Origin of the sequence: Nocardioides sp. J54 (assembly GCF_000519005.1) — a bacterium.
GTDB lineage: Bacteria > Actinomycetota > Actinomycetes > Propionibacteriales > Nocardioidaceae > Nocardioides.
On sequence record NZ_JAER01000015.1, the window covers coordinates 51,003 to 71,407 of the forward strand.

A 20,405-nucleotide genomic window follows, 5' to 3' on the forward strand; every position below is an offset into this window, starting at 1 on the left:
GATGGCCTCGCACGGCCCGCGCCCCGGGCGCAAGCTCATCATCTTCTTCCTCGGCCTCGCCGTGGTCTACGGGCTCACGGCCCTCTCACAGGCCAGCGCGGAGGAGCCGTGGCGCCCGTCGCTCGGCCTCGACCTGCAGGGCGGCACCCGGATCACGCTGACCACCGACGGCTCGCCCTCGCGGGAGAACCTCGAGGAGGCTCGCCGGATCATCGACCAGCGCGTCAACGGCTCCGGTGTCGCCGAGGCGTTCGTGACCAGGCAGGGCGGCCGCAACATCGTCGTCGAGGTGCCGGGCAAGAAGAAGGGCGCCGACCGCGACCAGCTCGAGGAGACGGTCAAGCGCCAGGCGCAGCTCCGCTTCCGCCTGGTCGCGTGCTCCGACTACAGCCCGGGACCGTGCGCCTCCGCCGGCCTGCCGGGTGCCGACGACCCGATGGGCGGCGGCCTCGGCCGTCCCGGCCTGGACCTGGCCGCGGCCGACGAGGAGCCGACCGACGGCCCCAGCGGCAAGGCCGACAAGAAGGCTGACAAGAAGAAGTCGGGGAAGAAGGCTGCTGACGGCGCGTCCGAGACCGCCAGCCCGACCGACCCGAGCAGCACGCCCGCCGAGGGTGAGTCCGGTGCTCCCGACGAGGAGCCGGCCGCCGACGAGGAGTTCTCCGCGGAGGACGCCATCTCGTGGTCGCGCAGCCCCGACCCGGCCGCCATCGCGGAGTTCGCCAAGTACGCCTGCGACCCCAACGGCCAGATCCTGGACGCCCAGACGGGTGAGCCGGCCGACGTCCCGGACGATCCGGACAAGCCGCTCGTCGCGTGCTCGGCGCCGGAGGACGACCAGCCCTCGCAGAAGTACCTGCTGAGCCGATCGGTCATCGAGGGCACGGAGCTCGATGACGCCTCCGCCGGAACGCCGCAGAACGGTGTCGGCTGGGAGGTCCGCATCGAGATGGGCAACAGCAAGAAGAAGTCCCGCCCCGCCGGTACGCCGGGTGCGGCCGATGACTTCGAGACCGTCTCGCGTGCGTTCGCCCAGACCGAGGAGCAGTTCGCGATCGTCCTCGACGGCGTCGTGATCTCCGCGCCGCGGATGACCGCGGTCATCACCGACGGCCGCTCCAGCATCACCGGTGACTTCAACGAGCAGGAGGCGCTCGACCTGGCCAACAGCCTGAAGTTCGGTGCGCTTCCGATCGCCTTCGACGACGACCAGACCTCCGTCGAGGAGATCGGTCCCTCGCTCGCGGGCAACCAGCTGAGCGCCGGCCTCACCGCGGGCGGCATCGGCCTCGCCCTGGTGATGCTCTACTGCCTCTTCTACTACCGCGGCCTCGGCCTGGTGGTGGTCAGCTCGCTGTTCGTGGCCGCCGCCATCACCTACGCGATGGTGCTGCTGCTCAGCGAGACCGCCGGCTTCACGCTGACCCTGCCGGGCATCGCAGGGCTGATCATCGCGGTCGGCATCACCGCGGACTCGTTCGTCATCTTCTTCGAGCGCATCCGTGACGAGATGCGTGAGGGCAAGTCGATGCGGGTCGCCGTGGAGACCGGCTGGGCCCGGGCCCGGGTCACCCGCGTCGCGGCCAACACGGTCCAGATCCTCTCCGCGCTGGTCCTCTACATCTTCGCCACGGGCGCGGTGAAGGGCTTCGGCTTCGCGCTGGGCCTCACCACGCTCATCGACCTCGCGGTCCTGTTCTGGTTCACGAAGCCGATGGTGTCGTGGCTGGCGCACTTCCGCCTCTTCAACTCCGGGCACAAGATGTCCGGCCTCAGCAAGGAGACCCTCGGCATGGACGTGGCCCAGCCGCGCACCGCGAGCACGGGAGGTGGTCGCTGATGGGGAAGATGTCCCGACTCGGCAACGACCTCTACCAGGGCCGGAAGTCGGTCGACTTCGTCGGTAAGCCGTGGCTCTGGTACGCCATCTCGGCCGTCGTCGTCGGCCTGGCGATCGGCATCCTGTTCGTCAAGCCGCTCAACATGGGCGTCGAGTTCACCGGTGGTACGACGCTGTCGGTGCCCGTCGGTGAGGGCAAGGCGACCCAGGACAACGCCGACGAGCTGCGGGAGACCGTCGGCGACGCCGGCATCGAGAACGCGGAGAACCCCACCGTCACCACCGAGGGCAGCTCGTCCCTGACCGTCCAGGTCGAGAACCTCAACCCCGAGCAGCGCGCCGAGATGACCGCACTCATCCACGAGGTCTTCCCGGACGTGGCCGAGGGTGAGATCTCGATCCAGGACATCGGCCCCAGCTGGGGTGCCGAGGTCGCCAAGCGCGCCCTCACCGGCGTCGGCATCTTCCTCGTCCTCGTGGTCCTGTTCATCTGGGGCTACTTCCGCGAGTGGCGCATGTCGGTGGCCGCGATCCTCGCGCTGGCCCACGACGTCGTGCTGACCATCGGTGTGTACGCGCTGTCCGGGTTCCAGGTCACCCCTGCGGCGGTGACCGGCCTGCTCGCCATCCTCGGCTTCTCGCTTTACGACACCGTCGTCGTGTTCGACAAGGTCAAGGAAAACACCAACCAGCTGCGCAAGAACACGCAGTCGTACGCCGACGCCGCCAACCTGGCCGTCAACCAGACCCTGGTCCGCTCGATCAACACCTCGATCGTGGCGCTCATCCCGATCGGCGCGATCCTCTACGTCAGCGCCGTCCAGCTCGGCGCCAGCTCGCTGCAGGACCTCGCGCTCGCGCAGTTCGTCGGCATGGCCGTCGGCGTCTACTCGTCGGTGATGCTCGCCCCGCGCATCCTCGTGCACCTGAAGATGCAGGAGACCGAGGTCCAGATCCAGGCCCGCCGGGCCCGAGCCAAGCAGCGCGCGCTCGCCGACCGCTACGCCGCCGTCCCGGTGTTCAAGGAGGAGGAGCCGGTCGTCCCGCGCGGCGCCGCCGCGATCGACGACATCGAGATCGTCGACGAGCTCGACGAGGACGAGGACGACCTCGAGCCCGACGTGCCGGCCGACCGCCGTCCCGCCCAGGGCGCCGTCGGGAAGGGCCGCAACGTCCCGACCGCGAGCCGTCCGGTGGCGGACAGCGGCAGCTCCGGTCGCAAGCAGCCCCAGCGCCAGACCCGCTCCAAGCGCGGGAAGAAGTAGGCGTGGGGGAGTCGTCCGTGACCTCCCGGGCGGTCGAGGCGCTCACCCGCCTGGTGCGGGACGTGCCCGACTTCCCCGAGCCGGGGATCATGTTCAAGGACATCACCCCGCTGCTCGCCGACGCCGACGGCTTCGCGGCCGTCGTCGACGGTCTGGCAGCGGCCGGTCGTGACGCGGACGGGACGCCGGCGGTGGACAAGGTGCTCGGCATGGAGGCGCGGGGCTTCATCCTCGCCGCCCCCGTGGCGCTGGCGCTCGGCGTCGGGTTCGTGCCGGTCCGCAAGTCCGGCAAGCTCCCGCACCACACCCACAGCGTTTCCTACGCCCTCGAGTACGGCGAGGCGGTGCTCGAGCTGCACCGCGACGCCGTCGCGCCGGGGGAGCGGGTCCTGGTGGTCGACGACGTGCTCGCCACCGGCGGCACCGCCAGGGCCACGAACGACCTGGTCACCGCCTGCGGCGCGACGACGGCGAGCTTCGCGTTCCTCATGGAGCTCGGCTTCCTCGACGGGCGCGCGGCGCTCGGCGACGTACCGGCGACCTCGCTGCTCACCGTCTGAGCGGAAACCCGTCGAGCGGTGCCTCGCGACTCCGCCGCCGGCGCACGGGGGCGCGCCACTAGACTGGGAGAATGACCGAGGAGCGCACCCCCACCGCGGCCACCCCGCGGGTCGCGCCTGCGCCCACCCCGGTCTCCCCGGAGGTGCCCACCGGACGCAGCATGCGGGCCCGGCTCGCCCGGATGGGCAGCCGCGGGCAGCCCTCCAACCCGGTCCTCGAGCCGCTGTTCCGCGCCGTCCGCGCGAACCACCCGAAGGCCGACCTGCAGCTGCTCGAGCGCGCCTACCTCACCGCCGAGCGGTTGCACGCCGACCAGAAGCGCAAGAGCGGCGACCCCTACATCACCCACCCCCTGGCGGTCACCACGATCCTCGCCGGGATCGGCATGACCGAGCCGACCCTGGTCGCGGCCCTCCTGCACGACACGGTCGAGGACACGCCGTACACGCTCGAGGAGTGTCGCCGCGACTTCGGTGACGAGGTCGCCCGGCTCGTCGACGGCGTCACCAAGCTCGACAAGGTCGTCTACGGCGACTCCGCCAACGCCGAGACCATCCGCAAGATGATCGTCGCGATGTCGCGCGACATCCGGGTGCTGGTCATCAAGCTCGCCGACCGCCTGCACAACATGCGCACGCTGCGCTTCGTGAAGCAGTCGACGCAGGAGCGCAAGGCCCGCGAGACGCTCGACATCTACGCCCCGCTGGCCCACCGGCTCGGCATGAACACCATCAAGTGGGAGCTCGAGGACCTCGCGTTCGCGACCCTGCACCCGAAGATCTACGACGAGATCGTGCGGATGGTCGCCGAGCGGGCGCCCTCGCGCGACCAGTTCCTCGCCGAGGTGATCTCCCAGGTCGAGAAGGACCTGCGCGAGGCCAAGATCAAGGCGACGGTCACCGGCCGCCCGAAGCACTACTACTCGATCTACCAGAAGATGATCGTCGGGGGCCGCGACTTCTCCGACATCTACGACCTGGTCGGCATCCGCATCCTCGTCGAGGAGGACCGCGACTGCTACGGCGTCCTCGGCGTGCTGCACTCGCGGTGGAACCCGGTCCTGGGCCGGTTCAAGGACTACGTCGCGATGCCGAAGTTCAACATGTACCAGTCGCTGCACACGACGGTCATCGGCCCGCAGGGCAAGCCCGTCGAGATGCAGATCCGCACCTTCGCGATGCACCGGCGCGCGGAGTACGGCGTCGCGGCGCACTGGAAGTACAAGGAGGACGGCCGCGCCGGCAACGACACCGACAAGCGCGGCGACCTCGACGACATGAGCTGGGTGCGCCAGCTCCTCGACTGGCAGAGCGAGGTCGAGGACCCGGGCGAGTTCCTGGAGTCCCTGCGCTTCGAGATCAACCAGACCGAGACCTACGTCTTCACGCCGCGCGGCGACGTGATCGCGCTGCCGGCCGGCTCCACGCCGGTCGACTTCGCCTACGCCGTCCACACCGAGGTCGGCAACCGCACCATCGGTGCCCGCGTCAATGGCCGCCTCGTCCCGCTCGAGTCGACCCTCGAGAACGGCGACGTCGTCGAGGTCTTCACCTCCAAGGCCGAGGGTGCCGGCCCGTCGCGCGACTGGCTGAACTTCGTGAAGTCCCAGCGCGCCCGCTCCAAGATCCGCCAGTGGTTCACCAAGGAGCGCCGTGAGGAGGCCATCGAGCGCGGCAAGGACGAGATCGCGCGGCTGATGCGCAAGGAGGGCCTGCCCCTCAAGCGCCTGCTGTCGCACGACTCGCTCACCCTCGCCGCCAGCGCCTTCCGGCTCGCCGACGTGTCCGCCCTCTACGCCGCGGTCGGCGAGGGCAACATCGGCGCCCAGGCCGTCGTACGCAAGGTCATCGAGCTGCACGGCGGCGACGAGGGGGCCCAGGAGGACCTCGCCGAGGCCGTCACCATCACCGGCCGCAGTCGCCGCCCGCGTCGCCCTTCCGGAGGCGACTCCGGCGTCATCGTCACCGGCTCGCCCGACGTGTGGGTCAAGCTCGCCAAGTGCTGCACCCCGGTCCCGCCGGACTCGATCCTCGGGTTCGTCACCAAGGGCGGGGGAGTGTCGGTCCACCGCAAGGACTGCACCAACGCCGCGGACCTGCTCGGCCAGCCGGAGAAGCTCGTCGACGTCGAGTGGGCCCCCACCGGCCAGTCGACCTTCCTGGTCAACATCCAGGTCGAGGCCCTCGACCGCTCCCGCCTGCTCTCCGACATCACCATGGCGCTCTCCGACGCCCACGTGAACATCCTGTCGGCGAACCTCACCACCTCCCGCGACCGCGTCGCGAAGTCGCGGTTCACCTTCGAGATGGCCGAGGCCAAGCACCTCGACACCGTGCTCAAGGCCGTCCGGACCGTCCCGGGCGTGTTCGACGCCTACCGCGTCACCAGCTGACGCCGCTGCAGGAATCCCCGCTCAGCCGGGTATTCCTGCGGTTGTTGGCCGTTGCAACGGCCAACAACCGCAGGAGAACGTCATCAAGTCCAGCCCGCTGAGGTTTGTCCACAGGAACTGAAGTCGTGGTTCGGGCAGGGAACGGACAGGGCAGCGTCGCTCCATGACGATCCCGGCCGACGACCCGCGCCTCGCCCCGATCTCGCTGCGCCGCGAGCTGATCGCACTCGGCGAGACGGACCGTTCGCTGGCGGCCTCGCTCCGTTCGGGCGTGCGCGCCAGGCCGCGGCGCGGAGCGTACGTCGAAGGGCCAGCCTGGCGGGCGATGTCGGGAGATCAGCGGTACGCCGTCCGGTGCCGCGCGGCGTACCAGCAGGCCCGCGCCGGTGTGATCCTGAGTCACGCGTCGGCGCTGCCCTTCCACGACGCGCCGTTGTGGGGCCTCGACCTCTCCGAGGTCCACCTCACCCGCGTGGACGGCCTCTCGGGCCGACGGGAGGCTGGGGTGCAACGGCACCGTGGTGAGGTGGACGACGGTGACGTGGCGGAGGTACACGGTGTGCGGATCATGTCGGCCATCCGCGCCACGCTGGAGGTGTCGATGTGGGGCACGACCGAGCCTGCGCTGGCCGTCGCCAACCACTTCCTGCACCGGGGCGACTTCACTGCTGCGGAGCTGCGCGAGCGGTACGAGCAGTCGATGGTCCACTGGCCCGACTCGGTCTCGACGGACGTCGTGATCCGGCTCGCCGACCCGCGGATCGAGTCGGTGGGGGAGTCGCGGACGCTGTACTTCCTCTACCGGCACGGCTTCCCCAAGCCTGTGCCGCAGTACGAGGTCGCGGACGACGGGTTCGTGGCCTTTCTCGACTTCGCCCTACCCGACCTCGGTATCTGGATCGAGTTCGACGGGCGAGCCAAGTACGAGCGCTACCTGCGTCCGGGAGAGTCGGCAGCGGACGCAGTGGTCCGCGAGAAGTATCGTGAGCAGCGCATCGCCCAGCTCACCGGATGGCGGTGCTTCCGGATCGCCTGGGAGGACCTCGCGGATCCCGAGCGCCTGGCCCGCCGCCTTCGCGCCTTCATCGAGGCCGTGCGTGCGGAGAGGCGACGCCGCCTGGCGTCCTGAGCGTCGACTGGTTGACGTTTTCTCGCGCTTGTCGGCCGTTGCAAACGTCAACAGGCGCAGGAATCCCCGCTCAGGCGGGGATTCCTGCAGCGCCGCACACCCCGGGCCGCCATCCCGTTCAGCGGTACTCCGCGGACGCCTTCCGGGCCATCTCGAGGAAGGCGCGGCGGCCCTCGAGGTTCTCCTCGAGCTCCTTGACCTTCTTCTCGTCACCTCGGGAGCGGGCGGCCTCGAGCTTGGCCTCGGCCTCGGCGATCGCGGCCTCGAGCTTGGAGACCATGTCGTCGGCGCGGGCGGACTTCTCGGGGTCGGACTTGCGCCACTGCTCGTCCTCGGCCTTGCGGATCGCCTGCTCGACGGCGCGCATGCGGCCCTCGAGCTCCTTGATCCGGTCGCGCGGGACCTTGCCGGCCTCGTCCCACCGGTCGGCGAGCTCGCGGAAGGCGGCCTTGGCGGCGGCGACGTCGCCGGACTCGGCGAGGGGGCCGAGCAGGGCCTCGGCCTCGACGAGGATGCCCTCCTTGACCTCCGCGTTCGCGGCGAACTCGGAGTCGAGGGCGGCGTTGGCGGCGTCGCGGGCGCCGAAGAACTTGTCCTGGGCGCCACGGAAGCGCTGCCAGAGGGCGTCGTCGACCGCCTTGGGGGCGGGGCCGGCGGCCTTCCAGTCGCGCATCAGGTCCCGGTAGCGGCCCGAGGTCGGACCCCAGTCGGTGGAGTCGGCGAGCGCCTCGGCCTCGACGACCAGGCGCTCCTTGACGACCCGGGCGGCCTCGCGCCGCTCGTCCTGCTCGGCGAAGTGCGCCTTGCGGGCCTTCGTGTACGCCGAGCGGGCGGACGAGAAGCGGCGCCACAGCTCGTCGTCGGCGGCCTTGTCGATGCGGGAGAGCTGCTTCCACTGCTCGAGGAGCTCGCGCAGGCGGTTGGCGCCGTTGCGCCAGTCACGTCCGGAGGCGATCTTCTCGGCCTCGGCGGCAAGCTTCTCCTTCTGCTCCTTCGCCTCGGCGATCCGCTGCGTCTTCGCGGCCCGGCGGGCGTCGCGCTGGGTGGCGATGACCGGGCCGAGCTCGTCGAGCTTGCGGACCAGCGCGGCGAGGTCGCCCACGGCGTGGACGTCGTCGAGCTGGTCGCGCACCAGCTTGACGGAGGCGACCGCCTCCTCGGGTGAGAGCACCCCTGTGAGGACCCGCTTGTGCAGCAGGTCCACCTCCAGGGCGAGGTTCTCGTAGCGCTTCGTGTAGAACGCCAGAGCCTCCTCGGGGGACGCATCGGGCATCTGCCCGACCGCCCGCTCGCCGTCGGCTGTCTTCACGTAGACGGTGCCGTCGTCGCCGACGCGGCCCCAGTCAGAGGTAGTCACAGTGGCCCATGCTAATCAAAGGTCGGGCAGCCACTAGGCTGGGTTGGTGCTGATCGCCGCCTTCCCCGCTGGACCGTGGGGCACCAACTGCTACGTCGCGGCAACCGGCCCGGGCACCGAGTGCGTCGTGATCGACCCCGGCAAGGACGCCGCCGCCGGCGTCGCGGAGGTCGTGCGGGAGCACCGGCTCAAGCCGGTTGCCGTGCTGCTGACCCACGGCCACATCGACCACATGTGGTCCGTGACCCCCGTCGCCGGGGCGTACGACGCCACCGCGTGGATCCACCCGGGCGACCGTCACCTGCTGTCAGACCCCATGGCAGGCATCTCGCGGGAGAGCGCCGCGATGCTGCTCGGCGGCGACTACCAGTTCACCGAGCCCGACGACGTCGCCGAGCTGGGCGACGGCGCGGAGCTCGAGCTCGCCGGCCTGCGGTTCGTCGTCGACCACACGCCCGGCCACACGGAGGGGTCGGTCACCTTCCGCACGCCCTGGGACCAGCCCGACGGTCCCGACATCTCCGAGGTGATGTTCTCCGGCGACCTGCTCTTCCAGGGCTCGATCGGTCGCACCGACCTGCCCGGCGGCGACCACGCGGCCATGCTGCGCTCGCTGGAGACCAAGGTCCTCCCGCTGGCCGACGACATCGTCGTGCTGCCCGGCCACGGGGACCAGACCTCGATCGGCCGCGAGCGCGCCACCAACCCGTTCCTGCTCGAGCTCCAGGACTCCGGCGCCGCCGGCCGGGTCACCCGAGGACTGTGATGGCCAAGCCCACGCCGCTCAGCGGCTTCCCCGAGTTCCTGCCTGCCCAGAGGTACGTCGAGCAGGAGGTCGTCGCCACCCTGGCACGCACCTTCGAGCTCCACGGCTTCGCCAACGTCGAGACCCGCGCCGTCGAGCCGATGGACCAGCTGCTCCGCAAGGGCGACACCTCCAAGGAGGTCTACGTCCTGCGCCGCCTCCACGAGGAGGACGGCAAGGACGCCGGGATCGGCCTGCACTTCGACCTGACCGTGCCCTTCGCCCGCTACGTGCTGGAGAACGCCGGCAAGCTCGAGTTCCCGTTCCGGCGCTACCAGGTCCAGAAGGTCTGGCGCGGCGAGCGTCCCCAGGAGGGCCGCTTCCGCGAGTTCACCCAGGCCGACATCGACATCGTCGGGCGCGACACCCTGCCGTTCCACCACGACGTCGAGGTCGCCCGGGTGATGCTCGAGGCGCTCGGCCGGCTGACCTTCCTGCCCGGCTTCCGGCTGCAGGTCAACAACCGCAAGCTGATCCAGGGCTTCTACGCCGGCCTCGGCGTGACCGGCGACGGCATCGACGAGGTCATGCGCCTGGTCGACAAGCTCGACAAGCTCGAGCCGGCGAAGGTGCGCCAGCTGCTGCTCGACGAGGCCGGTGTCTCCGAGGAGCGGGCCGACAAGGCGCTCGCCCTGGCGACCATCCGGGCCACCGACGACTCGTTCGTCGCCCGGGTCCGCGACCTCGGGGTGAGTCACGAGCTGCTCGACGAGGGACTCGACGAGCTCGCTGCCCTGGTCCGCGCATGTGCGCCGCTCGCCACCGACACGGTCCGGATCGAGGCCGACCTCTCCATCGCGCGCGGCCTGGACTACTACACCGGCACCGTCTTCGAGACCCGCCTCGACGGCTACGAGTCGCTCGGCTCGATCTGCTCCGGCGGTCGGTACGACGCGCTCGCCTCCGACGGCCGCACGACCTACCCCGGCGTCGGCATCTCCCTGGGCGTCAGCCGCGTCCTGGTCCCGCTCGTGCAGCGCGGGCTGCTCACCGCGGACCGCTCGGTGCCCAGCGTGGTGCTGGTCGCGCTCACCGACGAGGAGTCGCGCGCGGACGCCGACGCCGTCGCCACCGCCCTGCGCTCGCGTGGGATCCCGTGCGAGGTCGCGCCCAGCGCGGCGAAGTTCGGCAAGCAGATCCGCCACGCCGACCGGCGTGGCATTCCGTACGTCTGGTTCACCTTGACCGCGGAGGACGGCAGCACCGTCCACGAGGTGAAGGACATCCGCAGCGGGGAGCAGGTCGCCGCCGACCCGGCGACGTGGCAGCCTCCCGCCCAGGACCTGCGCCCGCAGGTCGTCACCACCGTCAGCACCACCGAAGGGGAAGCTCCGTGATCCGCAACCAGGACGCCGGCGCACTGCGCGCCGAGAACGTCGGCCAGACCGTCACCCTCGCCGGGTGGGTGGCCAACCGGCGCGATCACGGTGGCGTGGCCTTCATCGACCTCCGCGACGCCAGCGGCGTGGTCCAGGTCGTCATCCGCGACGAGGACGTCGCGCACAGCCTGCGCTCCGAGTACTGCCTCAAGGTCACGGGCGAGGTCGTGGCCCGCGGCGAGGGCCGCGAGAACCCGAACCTGCCGACCGGCGAGATCGAGGTCGTGGCGGCGGCCGGCGCCGAGGGTGTCGAGGTGCTCAGCGCCTCCGCCCCGCTGCCGTTCCCGATCAGCGACCACGTCGATGTCGGCGAGGAGGTGCGCCTCAAGCACCGCTACCTCGACCTACGCCGCAGCGCTCCCGGCAACGCGATCCGCCTGCGCAGCAAGGTCAACAAGGCCGCGCGCGACGTGCTCGACGCCCACGACTTCGTCGAGATCGAGACGCCGACCCTGACCCGCAGCACGCCCGAGGGCGCCCGCGACTTCCTCGTCCCGGCGCGCCTCCAGCCTGGCAGCTGGTACGCCCTTCCGCAGAGCCCCCAGCTGTTCAAGCAGCTCCTGATGGTCGCCGGCATGGAGCGCTACTACCAGATCGCGCGCTGCTACCGCGACGAGGACTTCCGCGCCGACCGGCAGCCCGAGTTCACCCAGCTCGACATCGAGATGAGCTTCGTGACCCAGGACGACGTGATCGCCCTGGGCGAGGAGATCGTCGCCGCGCTGTGGAAGCTCATCGGGTACGACGTCCCGCTGCCCCTGCCGCGGATGACCTACGCCGAGGCGATGGCCCGCTACGGCTCCGACAAGCCGGACCTGCGCATGGGTCTGGAGCTCGTGGAGTGCACCGAGTACTTCAAGGACACCCCGTTCCGGGTCTTCCAGGCGCCCTACGTCGGCGCCGTCGTGATGCCCGGCGGCGCCAGCCAGCCGCGCAAGCAGCTCGACGCCTGGCAGGAGTGGGCCAAGCAGCGCGGCGCCCGCGGACTGGCCTACGTGCTGGTCCAGGAGGACGGCGAGCTCGGCGGCCCGGTGGCCAAGAACCTCTCCGACGAGGAGAAGGCGGGCCTGGCCGCCCACGTCGGCGCGAAGCCGGGCGACTGCGTCTTCTTCGCGGCCGGCGCCGTGAAGTCCAGCCGCGCCCTCCTCGGTGCCGCCCGCCTGGAGATCGGCCGTCGTACCGGCCTGCTCGACGAGAGCGCGTGGAGCTTCCTCTGGGTCGTCGACGCGCCCCTCTTCGAGCCCGCCGACGAGGCCACCGCGGCCGGCGACGTGGCCGTCGGCGGGGGAGCGTGGACCGCGGTCCACCACGCCTTCACCAGCCCGCAGGACCTCGAGAACTTCGACACCGACCCCGGCAACGCGCTGGCGTGGGCCTACGACATCGTCTGCAACGGCAACGAGATCGGCGGCGGCTCGATCCGTATCCACCGCGAGGACATCCAGAAGCGGGTCTTCGAGGTCATGGGCATCAGCCAGGAGGAGGCCGAGGAGAAGTTCGGCTTCCTGCTGGAGGCGTTCAAGTACGGCGCGCCCCCGCACGGCGGCATCGCGTTCGGCTGGGACCGCGTGGTGGCCCTGCTGGCCGGCACGGACTCGATCCGGGACGTCATCGCCTTCCCCAAGACCGGCGGCGGCTACGACCCGCTGACGGCCGCTCCTGCGCCGATCACGGCGGAGCAGCGGAAGGAAGCCGGTGTGGACGCGCGCCCGGAGGACGAAAACCCCGCCTGACGGTCCCTCGCCGGAAGGATCTCCGGGGCGTCGAGACCAAACCGTTACCGCGTCGCTATCGCATTGGCGCAAGGGGTGCGCCTAAGGTCACGAGTCGTGTCGGGACGTGACGTCTCGCGCACGGACCCGAACCCGACGACGTGACGAGGTGGGAATGACTGCGCCGAGCAGCGACCTGGACAGCCACTTGGGTGTCCCCGCTGAGACGGGCGAACCGTCCGAGGCTCCCGGCGCCGTCGTCAGCCGGTCGCCGCTGCAGCTGGCGGCGCGACGGTTCCTGAAGGACAAGCTGTCCATGGCGTCGCTGATCGTGGTGCTGCTGTTCTTCATCGCCGCGGTCGTCGCGCCGTTCGCGGTGAAGTTCGGCTGGATCGACCCGCTCAGCTCCAACCAGGACCTCCTGGACGAGTTCGGCCTGCCGATCGGCGACTGGGGCGGCATCTCCGGCGACCACTGGCTCGGCATCGAGCCCGGCATCGGCCGCGACGCCCTGGCCCGGCTCTGGTACGGCACGACCTTCTCGCTGGCGATCGCGATCTCGGCGACCATCGTCGCGATGGTCATCGGGGTCGTCGCCGGCATCGTGTCCGGTGCCGCGGGCGGCTGGGTCGACGTCATCATCGGCCGGATCATCGACCTCACCCTGGCCTTCCCGCAGACCCTGATGCTGCTGGCCCTCTCCTCGGTCGGCCTGGCGTTCATCCACCAGACGCTCGGCGTGCCGAACGGCAACCCGACTGCCGCGGTCTACGTGATCGTCGTCCTCGGCCTGTTCGGCTGGACCGGCATCGCGCGTATCGTCCGCGGCCAGGTCCTCTCGCTGCGTGAGCGGGAGTTCGTGCAGGCGGCGCAGATGATCGGCGCCTCGCGGCGCCGGATCTACTTCAAGGAGATCCTGCCGAACCTGTGGGCCCCGATCCTGGTGACCTTCACCCTGATGATGCCGGCGTTCGTCTCCGCCGAGGCGGCGCTGAGCTTCCTCGGTGTCGGCATCTCGGCGCCGACGCCGACCCTCGGCAACGTGCTCACCGACGCCCTGCGGTACGCCGACTCGGCGTTCCTCTACTTCTTCATCCCCGCGTTCATGATCGCGACGCTCGTCGTCTGCTTCAACCTGCTCGGCGACGGCCTGCGCGACGCTCTCGATCCCAAGGCCGACCGGTGACGGGGACCGGCGGTATCCACAACTTCGTCGACACCGCGTCGTCGAACGTGCGGCCGCACCGCGAGCTGCACCCCCAAGGAGGATGCAAATGGGTATGAAACTGAGGAAGGCCTTGGCGGTCGCGTCCGCCTCGGTCCTGGGGCTCTCGCTGGCCGCATGTGGAGGCGGCGACAGTGACGGCTCCGGTGGTGGCTCCGGCGACGTCGAGGGCACCAAGGGCGGGACGCTGTACTACCTGCAGCACTTCCCGTTCGAGGCGTCGGACCCGCAGCGCATCTACTACGGTGTGCAGCTGGCCAACTGGCGTCGGGTGTTCTACCGCGGCCTGCTCGCGTTCCCGATGTCGGAGGACGCCGAGGTCGGCACCACCCCCGTCCCGGACCTCGCGACCGACACCGGCACCTCGAGCGAGGGCGGCAAGGTCTGGAAGTTCACCCTCAAGGACGGCGTGAAGTGGGAGGACGGCTCCGACATCACGTGTGAGGACGTCCAGTACGGCACCAGCCGTGTCTTCGCCAACGACGTCATCATCGGTGGCCCGAACTACACGCTCAGCTACATCGACGTGAAGGACTACCCGGGCCCCTACAAGGCGACCCCCGAGCAGCAGGCGGCCTTCGAGGACGCGGTCAGCTGCGACGGCAAGACCATCACGTTCCGGTTCAACAAGCCGTGGGCCGACTTCCCGCAGGCCATCGCCGGCATGATGATGACCGACCCGTACAAGAAGTCCTTCGACGAGGGCGAGAAGTCCCAGTGGAAGGTCCTGTCCAACGGTCCTTACAAGATCGAGGGCGGCAAGTGGGACAAGAACAAGGGCGCGACCCTGGTCCGCAACGACCAGTACGACCCGGCCACTGACGACCCGGAGCAGCTGCGCCTCGCCCTGCCCGACAAGATCGAGTGGCAGATCGACCCGTCCGACACCGCTGGCGAGCTCTTCAACGACCGCCTGATCAAGGACGCCGGCAACGACCAGTACGCCATCACCACGGCGCGCGTGGCCCCGCCGCAGTTCCCGCAGATCACCGGTGCCGTCGAGGACCGCTACGAGAGCGTGCTCTCGCCGTACAACTCCTACCTGGTGCCGAACCACAAGAAGATCACCGACGTCAACGTCCGCAAGGCGCTGGCCGTGTCGCTGAACCTCAACGGTTACGTCAAGGCCCTCGGTGGCGAGCGCGTCGGCGAGCCCGGCGAGACCATCGTCAACCCGGGCGTCTCGGGTGCGCAGGACAACCCGGCGTTCTCCGAGGACAACGACAACAACGGTGACCCGGAGGCCGCCAAGGCCCTCCTGGCCGAGGCCGGCGTCAAGACGCCGTACCCGATCAAGCTCGCCTACCAGAAGTCGCCGACCACCGACAAGGCCATGGCGATCGTCAAGGAGAGCTGGGACGCCGCTGGCTTCAAGGTGACCCTCGAGGGCCTCAGCGACACGTACTACGACGTGATCGCGCAGCCCGACAAGGACGTCGACGTCATGTGGGCCGGCTGGGGTGCTGACTGGCCGTCGATGATGACGGTCCTCCCGCCGCTGTTCGACAGCCGCCCGAACGTCTCGTCCACCACCTGTGGCAACGACTACGGCTGCTACCAGAACGACGAGTTCGAGGCGCTCATCGACAAGGCCGCGAACTCGTCCGACATCGAGGAGCAGGTCGGCTTCCTGCAGGAGGCCGACAAGGTCCTCGGCGAGCAGTACGCCTACATCCCGCTCGAGGTGTCGAAGTTCAACTGGCTCCGCGGCTCCAAGGTCACCGGCTTCGCGACGACCCCCGCGTCGTCCGCCTACCCGGAGATCGGCCTCATCGGCGTGCAGAACTGACGCTGAACCGGTAGGCAACTCGTAACACCCTCAGTGTGGTGCTGGGCGGGGGAACCCCGCCCAGCACCACCGGGTGGAGCCCTGCGGCTCCACCCTCCACTCATGCGTCGGCACCCCCGGCGCGATCCAAGCCCGGACAGGAGCGTGAAGCAGTCCCATGTGGGCCTACGCCGCGCGTCGCACCGCCATCGGACTCGTCCTGCTGCTGGTGCTCAGTTTCGTGACCTTCGTGCTGTTCTTCGCAGCGCCGGTCGACCAGGCGCGCTACGCCTGTGGCAAGCAGTGCACCGAGGAGCAGATCGCCGTCACCGAGCGGGCGCTCGGGTACGACAAGCCCGTCTACGAGCAGTGGGGCGCCTTCGTGAAGGGCATCGTCGCGGGACGCCAGTTCCCGGCGGACCCCGAGGTGCGTGCTGCTGCGCCCGAGACGGTCTCTGACTGCGCCGCTCCCTGCCTGGGCTACTCCAAACTGAACGCGAAGACCGTCAACGAGCTGATCGGTGACGCCGCCCCCATCTCCATCGCCCTCGCCCTCGTGGCCGTGGTGATGTGGCTGATAGGTGGGGTCTCACTGGGCATCCTGGCCGCGGTCACCAAGGGCTCGATCGTCGACCGCGGCATCGTCGGGCTGACCCTGGTCGCCTATGCGTTCCCCTCGTTCTTCATCGGCGTCTTCATGCTGAAGTACGTCGCCATCCGGTGGGAGCTGGTCCCACTACCCAGGTACGTGTCCATCGAGGACGGCGGCGTGTTCACCTGGCTGGAGAACCTCCTGCTTCCGGGCTTCGTGCTGGCCCTGCTCTTCCTCGCGGGCTACGTCCGCATGACCCGCGCGTTCGTGCTGGAGTCCCTCTCCGAGGACTACATCCGCACCGCCCGGGCGAAGGGCCTCAAGGGGCGGGTGGTGCTGTTCAAGCACGGCCTGCGTGCCGCACTCACGCCGCTGGTCACCATGACCGGCCTCGACCTGGCGGGCCTGCTCGGCGGCGCGATCATCACCGAGTCGGTGTTCGCCTACCCGGGCCTGGGCCTGCTGACGGTCCAGGCGTCCAACGCCTGGGACCTGCCGACGATCATCGGCGTGGTCGTCCTGGCCGGTGCCTTCGTGATCGTGGCCAACATCATCGTCGACATCGCCTACGCGTTCATCGATCCGCGTGTCCGGCTGGGCTGAGGAGAGGAGCGCAGGAATGACGAACATGACGAAGAGCTCGCCGACTCCCACGGCCACGGACGGGACCCCGTTCCTCGAGGTGGACAACCTCAAGGTGCACTTCCCGACCGCCGACGGCGTCGTGAAGGCGACCGACGGGTTGTCGTTCAACCTCGAGCGCGGCAAGACGCTCGGCATCGTGGGTGAGTCCGGGTCGGGCAAGTCCGTGTCGAGCTCGGCCATCCTGGGCCTGCACCGCGGCACCAACGCGCAGGTCAGCGGTGAGATCCGCCTCGACGGCGTGGACCTGCTGTCGCTCTCCAACGAGGAGATGCGCCTGCGCCGCGGCAAGGACATCGCGATGATCTTCCAGGACCCGCTGTCCGCGATGCACCCCTACTACTCGGTCGGGGTCCAGCTCGCCGAGGCCTACCGGGTCCACAACAACGTCAACCGCAAGGCCGCCCGCACCCGGGTGGTGGAGATGCTCGAGCTGGTCGGCATCCCGCAGCCGGACCGGCGCTACGACGCCTACCCGCACCAGTTCTCCGGCGGCATGCGCCAGCGCGCGATGATCGCGATGGCGCTGATCAACGACCCGACGCTGGTCATCGCCGACGAGCCGACCACGGCGCTCGACGTCACGGTGCAGGCCCAGATCCTCGACCTGCTGACGAACCTCCAGAAGGAGTTCAACACCGCGGTCATCATCATCACCCACGACCTCGGCGTGGTCGCCGAGATGTCGGACGACGTGCTGGTGATGTACGGCGGCCGCGCGGTCGAGTACGGCCCCTGTCGCGAGGTGCTGACGCATCCCGAGATGCCCTACACCTGGGGGCTGCTCTCGAGCGTCCCCGACGTCTCCGCGGACACGAACGCGCGGATGGTGCCGATCCCCGGCAACCCGCCCAGCCTGCTCAACCCGCCGAGCGGCTGCGCCTTCCACCCGCGTTGCACCTTCCGCGACGAGGTGCCGGGCGACCTGTGCACCACCGTGCTCCCCGAGCTCGAGCCCGCCTCGCGGCCGGGCCACCTCAAGCGCTGCCACCTCGCCGACCCGGACCGGATCTACGCCAAGCAGGTCCTGCCCGAGATCGCCCCTGACCTGGCCAAGGAGGCCTGAGTTGTCCGACGACATCGACCAGGCTGACCACACCGAGAACACCAGCCACGCCGACCACGCCGGCCACGCCGACCACGCCGACCCGGTCGTGGCCGCCGACGCACCGGTGGACCTCGACGACGTCACCGGCCACGCCGCCAGCGAGCTGGACCCGGAGGCCCCGCCCGTCCTGACGGTCGAGAACCTCCGGATGTACTTCCCGGTGCACGCCACGGGCCTGATCCGCCGCAAGGTCGGTGACGTCCAGGCGGTCGACGGGGTGTCCTTCGTCGTGCCCGAGGGCGGCTCGCTCGGCCTCGTCGGCGAGTCCGGCTGCGGCAAGTCGACCACCGGCCGTGCGATCACCCGGCTCTACAAGCCGACGTCGGGCTCGATCAAGTTCGGCGGCAAGGACCTGGCCACGATCTCCTCGCGCGAGCTGAAGGGGATGCGCAGCGAGATCCAGATGATCTTCCAGGACCCGTACAGCTCGCTGAACCCGCGGCACACGGTCGGCTCGATCATCGGCGCGCCCCTGCGGATCCACAACATGGTCCCGAAGGACCAGACCCTCAAGCGGGTCCAGGAGCTGCTCGAGGTCGTCGGCCTCAACCCGGAGCACTACAACCGGTACCCGAACGAGTTCTCCGGCGGCCAGCGCCAGCGCATCGGCATCGCCCGCGCGCTCGCCCTGCGGCCCAAGGTGATCGTCGCCGACGAGCCGGTCTCCGCGCTCGACGTGTCGATCCAGGCGCAGGTCATCAACCTGCTCCAGGACCTGCAGCGCGAGTTCAACATCGCGTTCCTGTTCATCGCCCACGACCTGGCCGTGGTCCGGCACTTCTGCCCCGAGGTCGCGGTGATGTACCTCGGCAAGATCGTCGAGATCGGAGACCGGGACTCGATCTACGGCAACGCGCACCACCCGTACACGCAGGCACTGCTCTCGGCCGTTCCGGACGTGCGCCAGGCGTCGGTCGGCGGACGCCGCGAGCGGATCCGGCTGCAGGGTGATGTCCCGAGCCCGATCGACCCGCCGTCCGGCTGCCGGTTCCGGACGCGGTGCCCGATCGCGCAGGAGATCTGCGCCAAGCACGAGCCGCCGCTCATGCAGATCGGGCGCCGGCACAAGGTCGCCTGCCACTTCCCGGGCCGCCTCGGCGAGGCGCCGCGGGAGCCGCTGACGACGGGCCTGCTCGGCGTCGACGGCGAGGGCCGCCCGGACCCGGGCGCCAGCCCGAGCAACGACCTGGTCGACCAGCCCGGCTACGCGGACACGTGGTTCGACCTCGACGCGAAGCGGATCGGTCGGGCCTGAGTAGGGTGGCTCGCCGTGGATGACGAGCCGCAGCTGTTCGACACCCCGGGCAGGAGTACGACGACCGGCGGGTCGCTGGCCGACGCGACCCACGCCGCGGCGCCGCTGGCGGTGCGGATGCGTCCGCGCGACCTCGACGAGCTGGTGGGCCAGTCCCACCTGCGCGCCCCGGGGTCGCCGCTGAGGCAGCTGGTCGAGGGCGACCAGTCGCTCTCGCTGCTCCTGTGGGGGCCGCCGGGCACCGGCAAGACGACGATCGCCTCGATCATCAGCCAGCAGACCGGCCGCCGCTTCGTGGAGGTCTCCGCCGTGTCCGCGGGGGTGAAGGAGGTGCGAGCGGCGATCGACACCGCCCGCCGGCAGCTCGTGGCCACGGGGGAGGAGACCGTCCTCTTCGTCGACGAGGTGCACCGGTTCAGCAAGGCGCAGCAGGACGCGCTGCTGCCCGGCGTCGAGAACCGCTGGGTCACCCTGGTCGCGGCGACCACGGAGAACCCCTCGTTCAGTGTGATCTCGCCGCTGCTCTCGCGCAGCCTGTTGCTGCGGCTGCAGCCGCTCACCGACGACGACATCGGGGAGGTGCTCGACGCCGCGGTCGCCGACGAGCGCGGCCTCGGCGGCGAGCTCACCCTCGACGAGGCGGCCCGCGAGCACATCGTCCGGCTGGCCGGTGGCGACGCACGCCGGTCGCTGACCTACCTCGAGGCGGCCGCCGGTGCGGCGCGCTCGAAGGGCAGCACCACGATCGACGTCGAGACGGCCGAGACGGCCGCCGACCAGGCCGCGGTCCGCTACGACCGCGACGGCGACCAGCACTACGACGTGGTCAGCGCGTTCATCAAGTCGGTGCGCGGCTCCGACGCCGACGCGGCGCTGCACTACCTCGCCCGGATGATCGAGGCCGGGGAGGACCCTCGTTTCATCGCCCGGCGGCTGATGATCCTGGCCAGCGAGGACATCGGCCTGGCCGACCCGACCGCACTGTCCACCGCGGTCGCCGCGGCACAGGCCGTGCAGCTGATCGGGATGCCGGAGGCCCAGCTCACCCTGGCTCACGCCACCATCGCGCTCGCGGTGGCACCCAAGTCCAACGCCGTCACCACCGCGATCTTCGAGGCGATCGCCGACGTGCGGGCCGGCAAGATCGGCAACGTCCCGCCGCACCTGCGCGACGCCCACTACTCCGGTGCGAAGTCGCTGGGCCACGGCGTCGGCTACGTCTACAGCCACGACGCGCCGTTCGGCGTCGCCGAGCAGCAGTACGCCCCCGACGTGGTCCTCGACCGCGCCTACTACCGCCCGACGGAGCTCGGGGCCGAGGCCGGGGTGAAGCAGCGGTGGGAGCGGGTCCGACGCATCATCCGGGGCAAGTAGT

The 20,405-nt window shown here is 70.1% G+C and carries 15 protein-coding genes; 14 read left to right on the forward strand and 1 reads right to left on the reverse strand.

The features are described 5' to 3' along the window. Nucleotide 1 precedes the first annotated feature (1 nt). From secD to NOCJ54_RS28295, 5 genes are all read left to right on the forward strand, one after another. Nucleotides 2-1,840 (forward strand): protein translocase subunit SecD, encoded by a 1,839-nt coding sequence (secD, locus tag NOCJ54_RS25505; protein ID WP_036517715.1) that lies wholly within the window; start codon nucleotides 2-4, stop codon nucleotides 1,838-1,840. Then, nucleotides 1,840-3,105 carry a protein translocase subunit SecF gene (secF, locus tag NOCJ54_RS0112240; protein ID WP_028655721.1) on the forward strand — a complete coding sequence of 422 codons (1,266 nt, stop codon included), beginning with the start codon at nucleotides 1,840-1,842 and terminating at the stop codon, nucleotides 3,103-3,105. The genes secD and secF overlap by 1 nt, the downstream gene beginning before the upstream one ends. A gap of 2 nt (nucleotides 3,106-3,107) precedes the next feature. Then, the gene (locus NOCJ54_RS0112245; RefSeq protein WP_028655722.1) at nucleotides 3,108-3,665 is read left to right on the forward strand and encodes an adenine phosphoribosyltransferase; all 558 of its coding nucleotides are present in this window, start codon (nucleotides 3,108-3,110) and stop codon (nucleotides 3,663-3,665) included. Nucleotides 3,666-3,826: 161 nt separating this feature from the next. Continuing rightward, a complete protein-coding gene (locus NOCJ54_RS0112250) occupies nucleotides 3,827-6,058 on the forward strand; it encodes a RelA/SpoT family protein (protein ID WP_028655723.1) in 2,232 nt (743 codons plus the stop codon). A gap of 163 nt (nucleotides 6,059-6,221) precedes the next feature. Then, nucleotides 6,222-7,187, forward strand: coding sequence for a hypothetical protein (locus NOCJ54_RS28295; protein ID WP_028655724.1), 966 nt, complete (start codon nucleotides 6,222-6,224; stop codon nucleotides 7,185-7,187). A gap of 118 nt (nucleotides 7,188-7,305) precedes the next feature. Here NOCJ54_RS28295 and NOCJ54_RS0112260 read toward each other — a convergent pair whose 3' ends face one another. After that, complete coding sequence (locus NOCJ54_RS0112260) at nucleotides 7,306-8,544, reverse strand: DUF349 domain-containing protein (protein WP_028655725.1); 1,239 nt, start codon at nucleotides 8,542-8,544, stop codon at nucleotides 7,306-7,308. A 46-nt stretch (nucleotides 8,545-8,590) separates the two neighbouring features. Here NOCJ54_RS0112260 and NOCJ54_RS0112265 point away from each other — a divergent pair, with 46 nt between their 5' ends. The 9 genes from NOCJ54_RS0112265 to NOCJ54_RS0112305 all read left to right on the forward strand — a co-directional run bounded on the left by NOCJ54_RS0112265 (nucleotide 8,591) and on the right by NOCJ54_RS0112305 (nucleotide 20,404). Then, nucleotides 8,591-9,310 (forward strand): MBL fold metallo-hydrolase, encoded by a 720-nt coding sequence (locus tag NOCJ54_RS0112265; protein ID WP_028655726.1) that lies wholly within the window; start codon nucleotides 8,591-8,593, stop codon nucleotides 9,308-9,310. Beyond that, the gene (hisS, locus tag NOCJ54_RS0112270) at nucleotides 9,310-10,686 is read left to right on the forward strand and encodes a histidine--tRNA ligase (protein WP_028655727.1); all 1,377 of its coding nucleotides are present in this window, start codon (nucleotides 9,310-9,312) and stop codon (nucleotides 10,684-10,686) included. Before NOCJ54_RS0112265 ends, hisS begins: the two co-directional genes overlap by 1 nt. Next, the gene (gene aspS / locus NOCJ54_RS0112275) at nucleotides 10,683-12,461 is read left to right on the forward strand and encodes an aspartate--tRNA ligase (protein ID WP_028655728.1); all 1,779 of its coding nucleotides are present in this window, start codon (nucleotides 10,683-10,685) and stop codon (nucleotides 12,459-12,461) included. The genes hisS and aspS overlap by 4 nt, the downstream gene beginning before the upstream one ends. A 154-nt stretch (nucleotides 12,462-12,615) precedes the next feature. Then, on the forward strand, nucleotides 12,616-13,626 hold the full coding sequence (locus tag NOCJ54_RS0112280; protein WP_028655729.1) for an ABC transporter permease: 1,011 nt from the start codon (nucleotides 12,616-12,618) through the stop codon (nucleotides 13,624-13,626). Nucleotides 13,627-13,720: 94 nt separating this feature from the next. After that, nucleotides 13,721-15,454 carry an ABC transporter substrate-binding protein gene (locus NOCJ54_RS0112285; protein WP_232221763.1) on the forward strand — a complete coding sequence of 578 codons (1,734 nt, stop codon included), beginning with the start codon at nucleotides 13,721-13,723 and terminating at the stop codon, nucleotides 15,452-15,454. Nucleotides 15,455-15,611: 157 nt separating this feature from the next. Next, a complete protein-coding gene (locus tag NOCJ54_RS0112290; RefSeq protein WP_028655731.1) occupies nucleotides 15,612-16,628 on the forward strand; it encodes an ABC transporter permease in 1,017 nt (338 codons plus the stop codon). 16 nt (nucleotides 16,629-16,644) lie between these two features. After that, entirely contained in the window at nucleotides 16,645-17,733 is a 1,089-nt protein-coding gene (locus tag NOCJ54_RS0112295) for an ABC transporter ATP-binding protein (protein WP_028655732.1), read from the forward strand. Between the two features lie 106 nt (nucleotides 17,734-17,839). Continuing rightward, complete coding sequence (locus tag NOCJ54_RS0112300; RefSeq protein WP_036517774.1) at nucleotides 17,840-19,030, forward strand: ABC transporter ATP-binding protein; 1,191 nt, start codon at nucleotides 17,840-17,842, stop codon at nucleotides 19,028-19,030. 15 nt (nucleotides 19,031-19,045) lie between these two features. Beyond that, nucleotides 19,046-20,404, forward strand: coding sequence for a replication-associated recombination protein A (locus NOCJ54_RS0112305; protein ID WP_051485792.1), 1,359 nt, complete (start codon nucleotides 19,046-19,048; stop codon nucleotides 20,402-20,404). The last annotated feature ends 1 nt before the right edge of the window (nucleotide 20,405 follow it).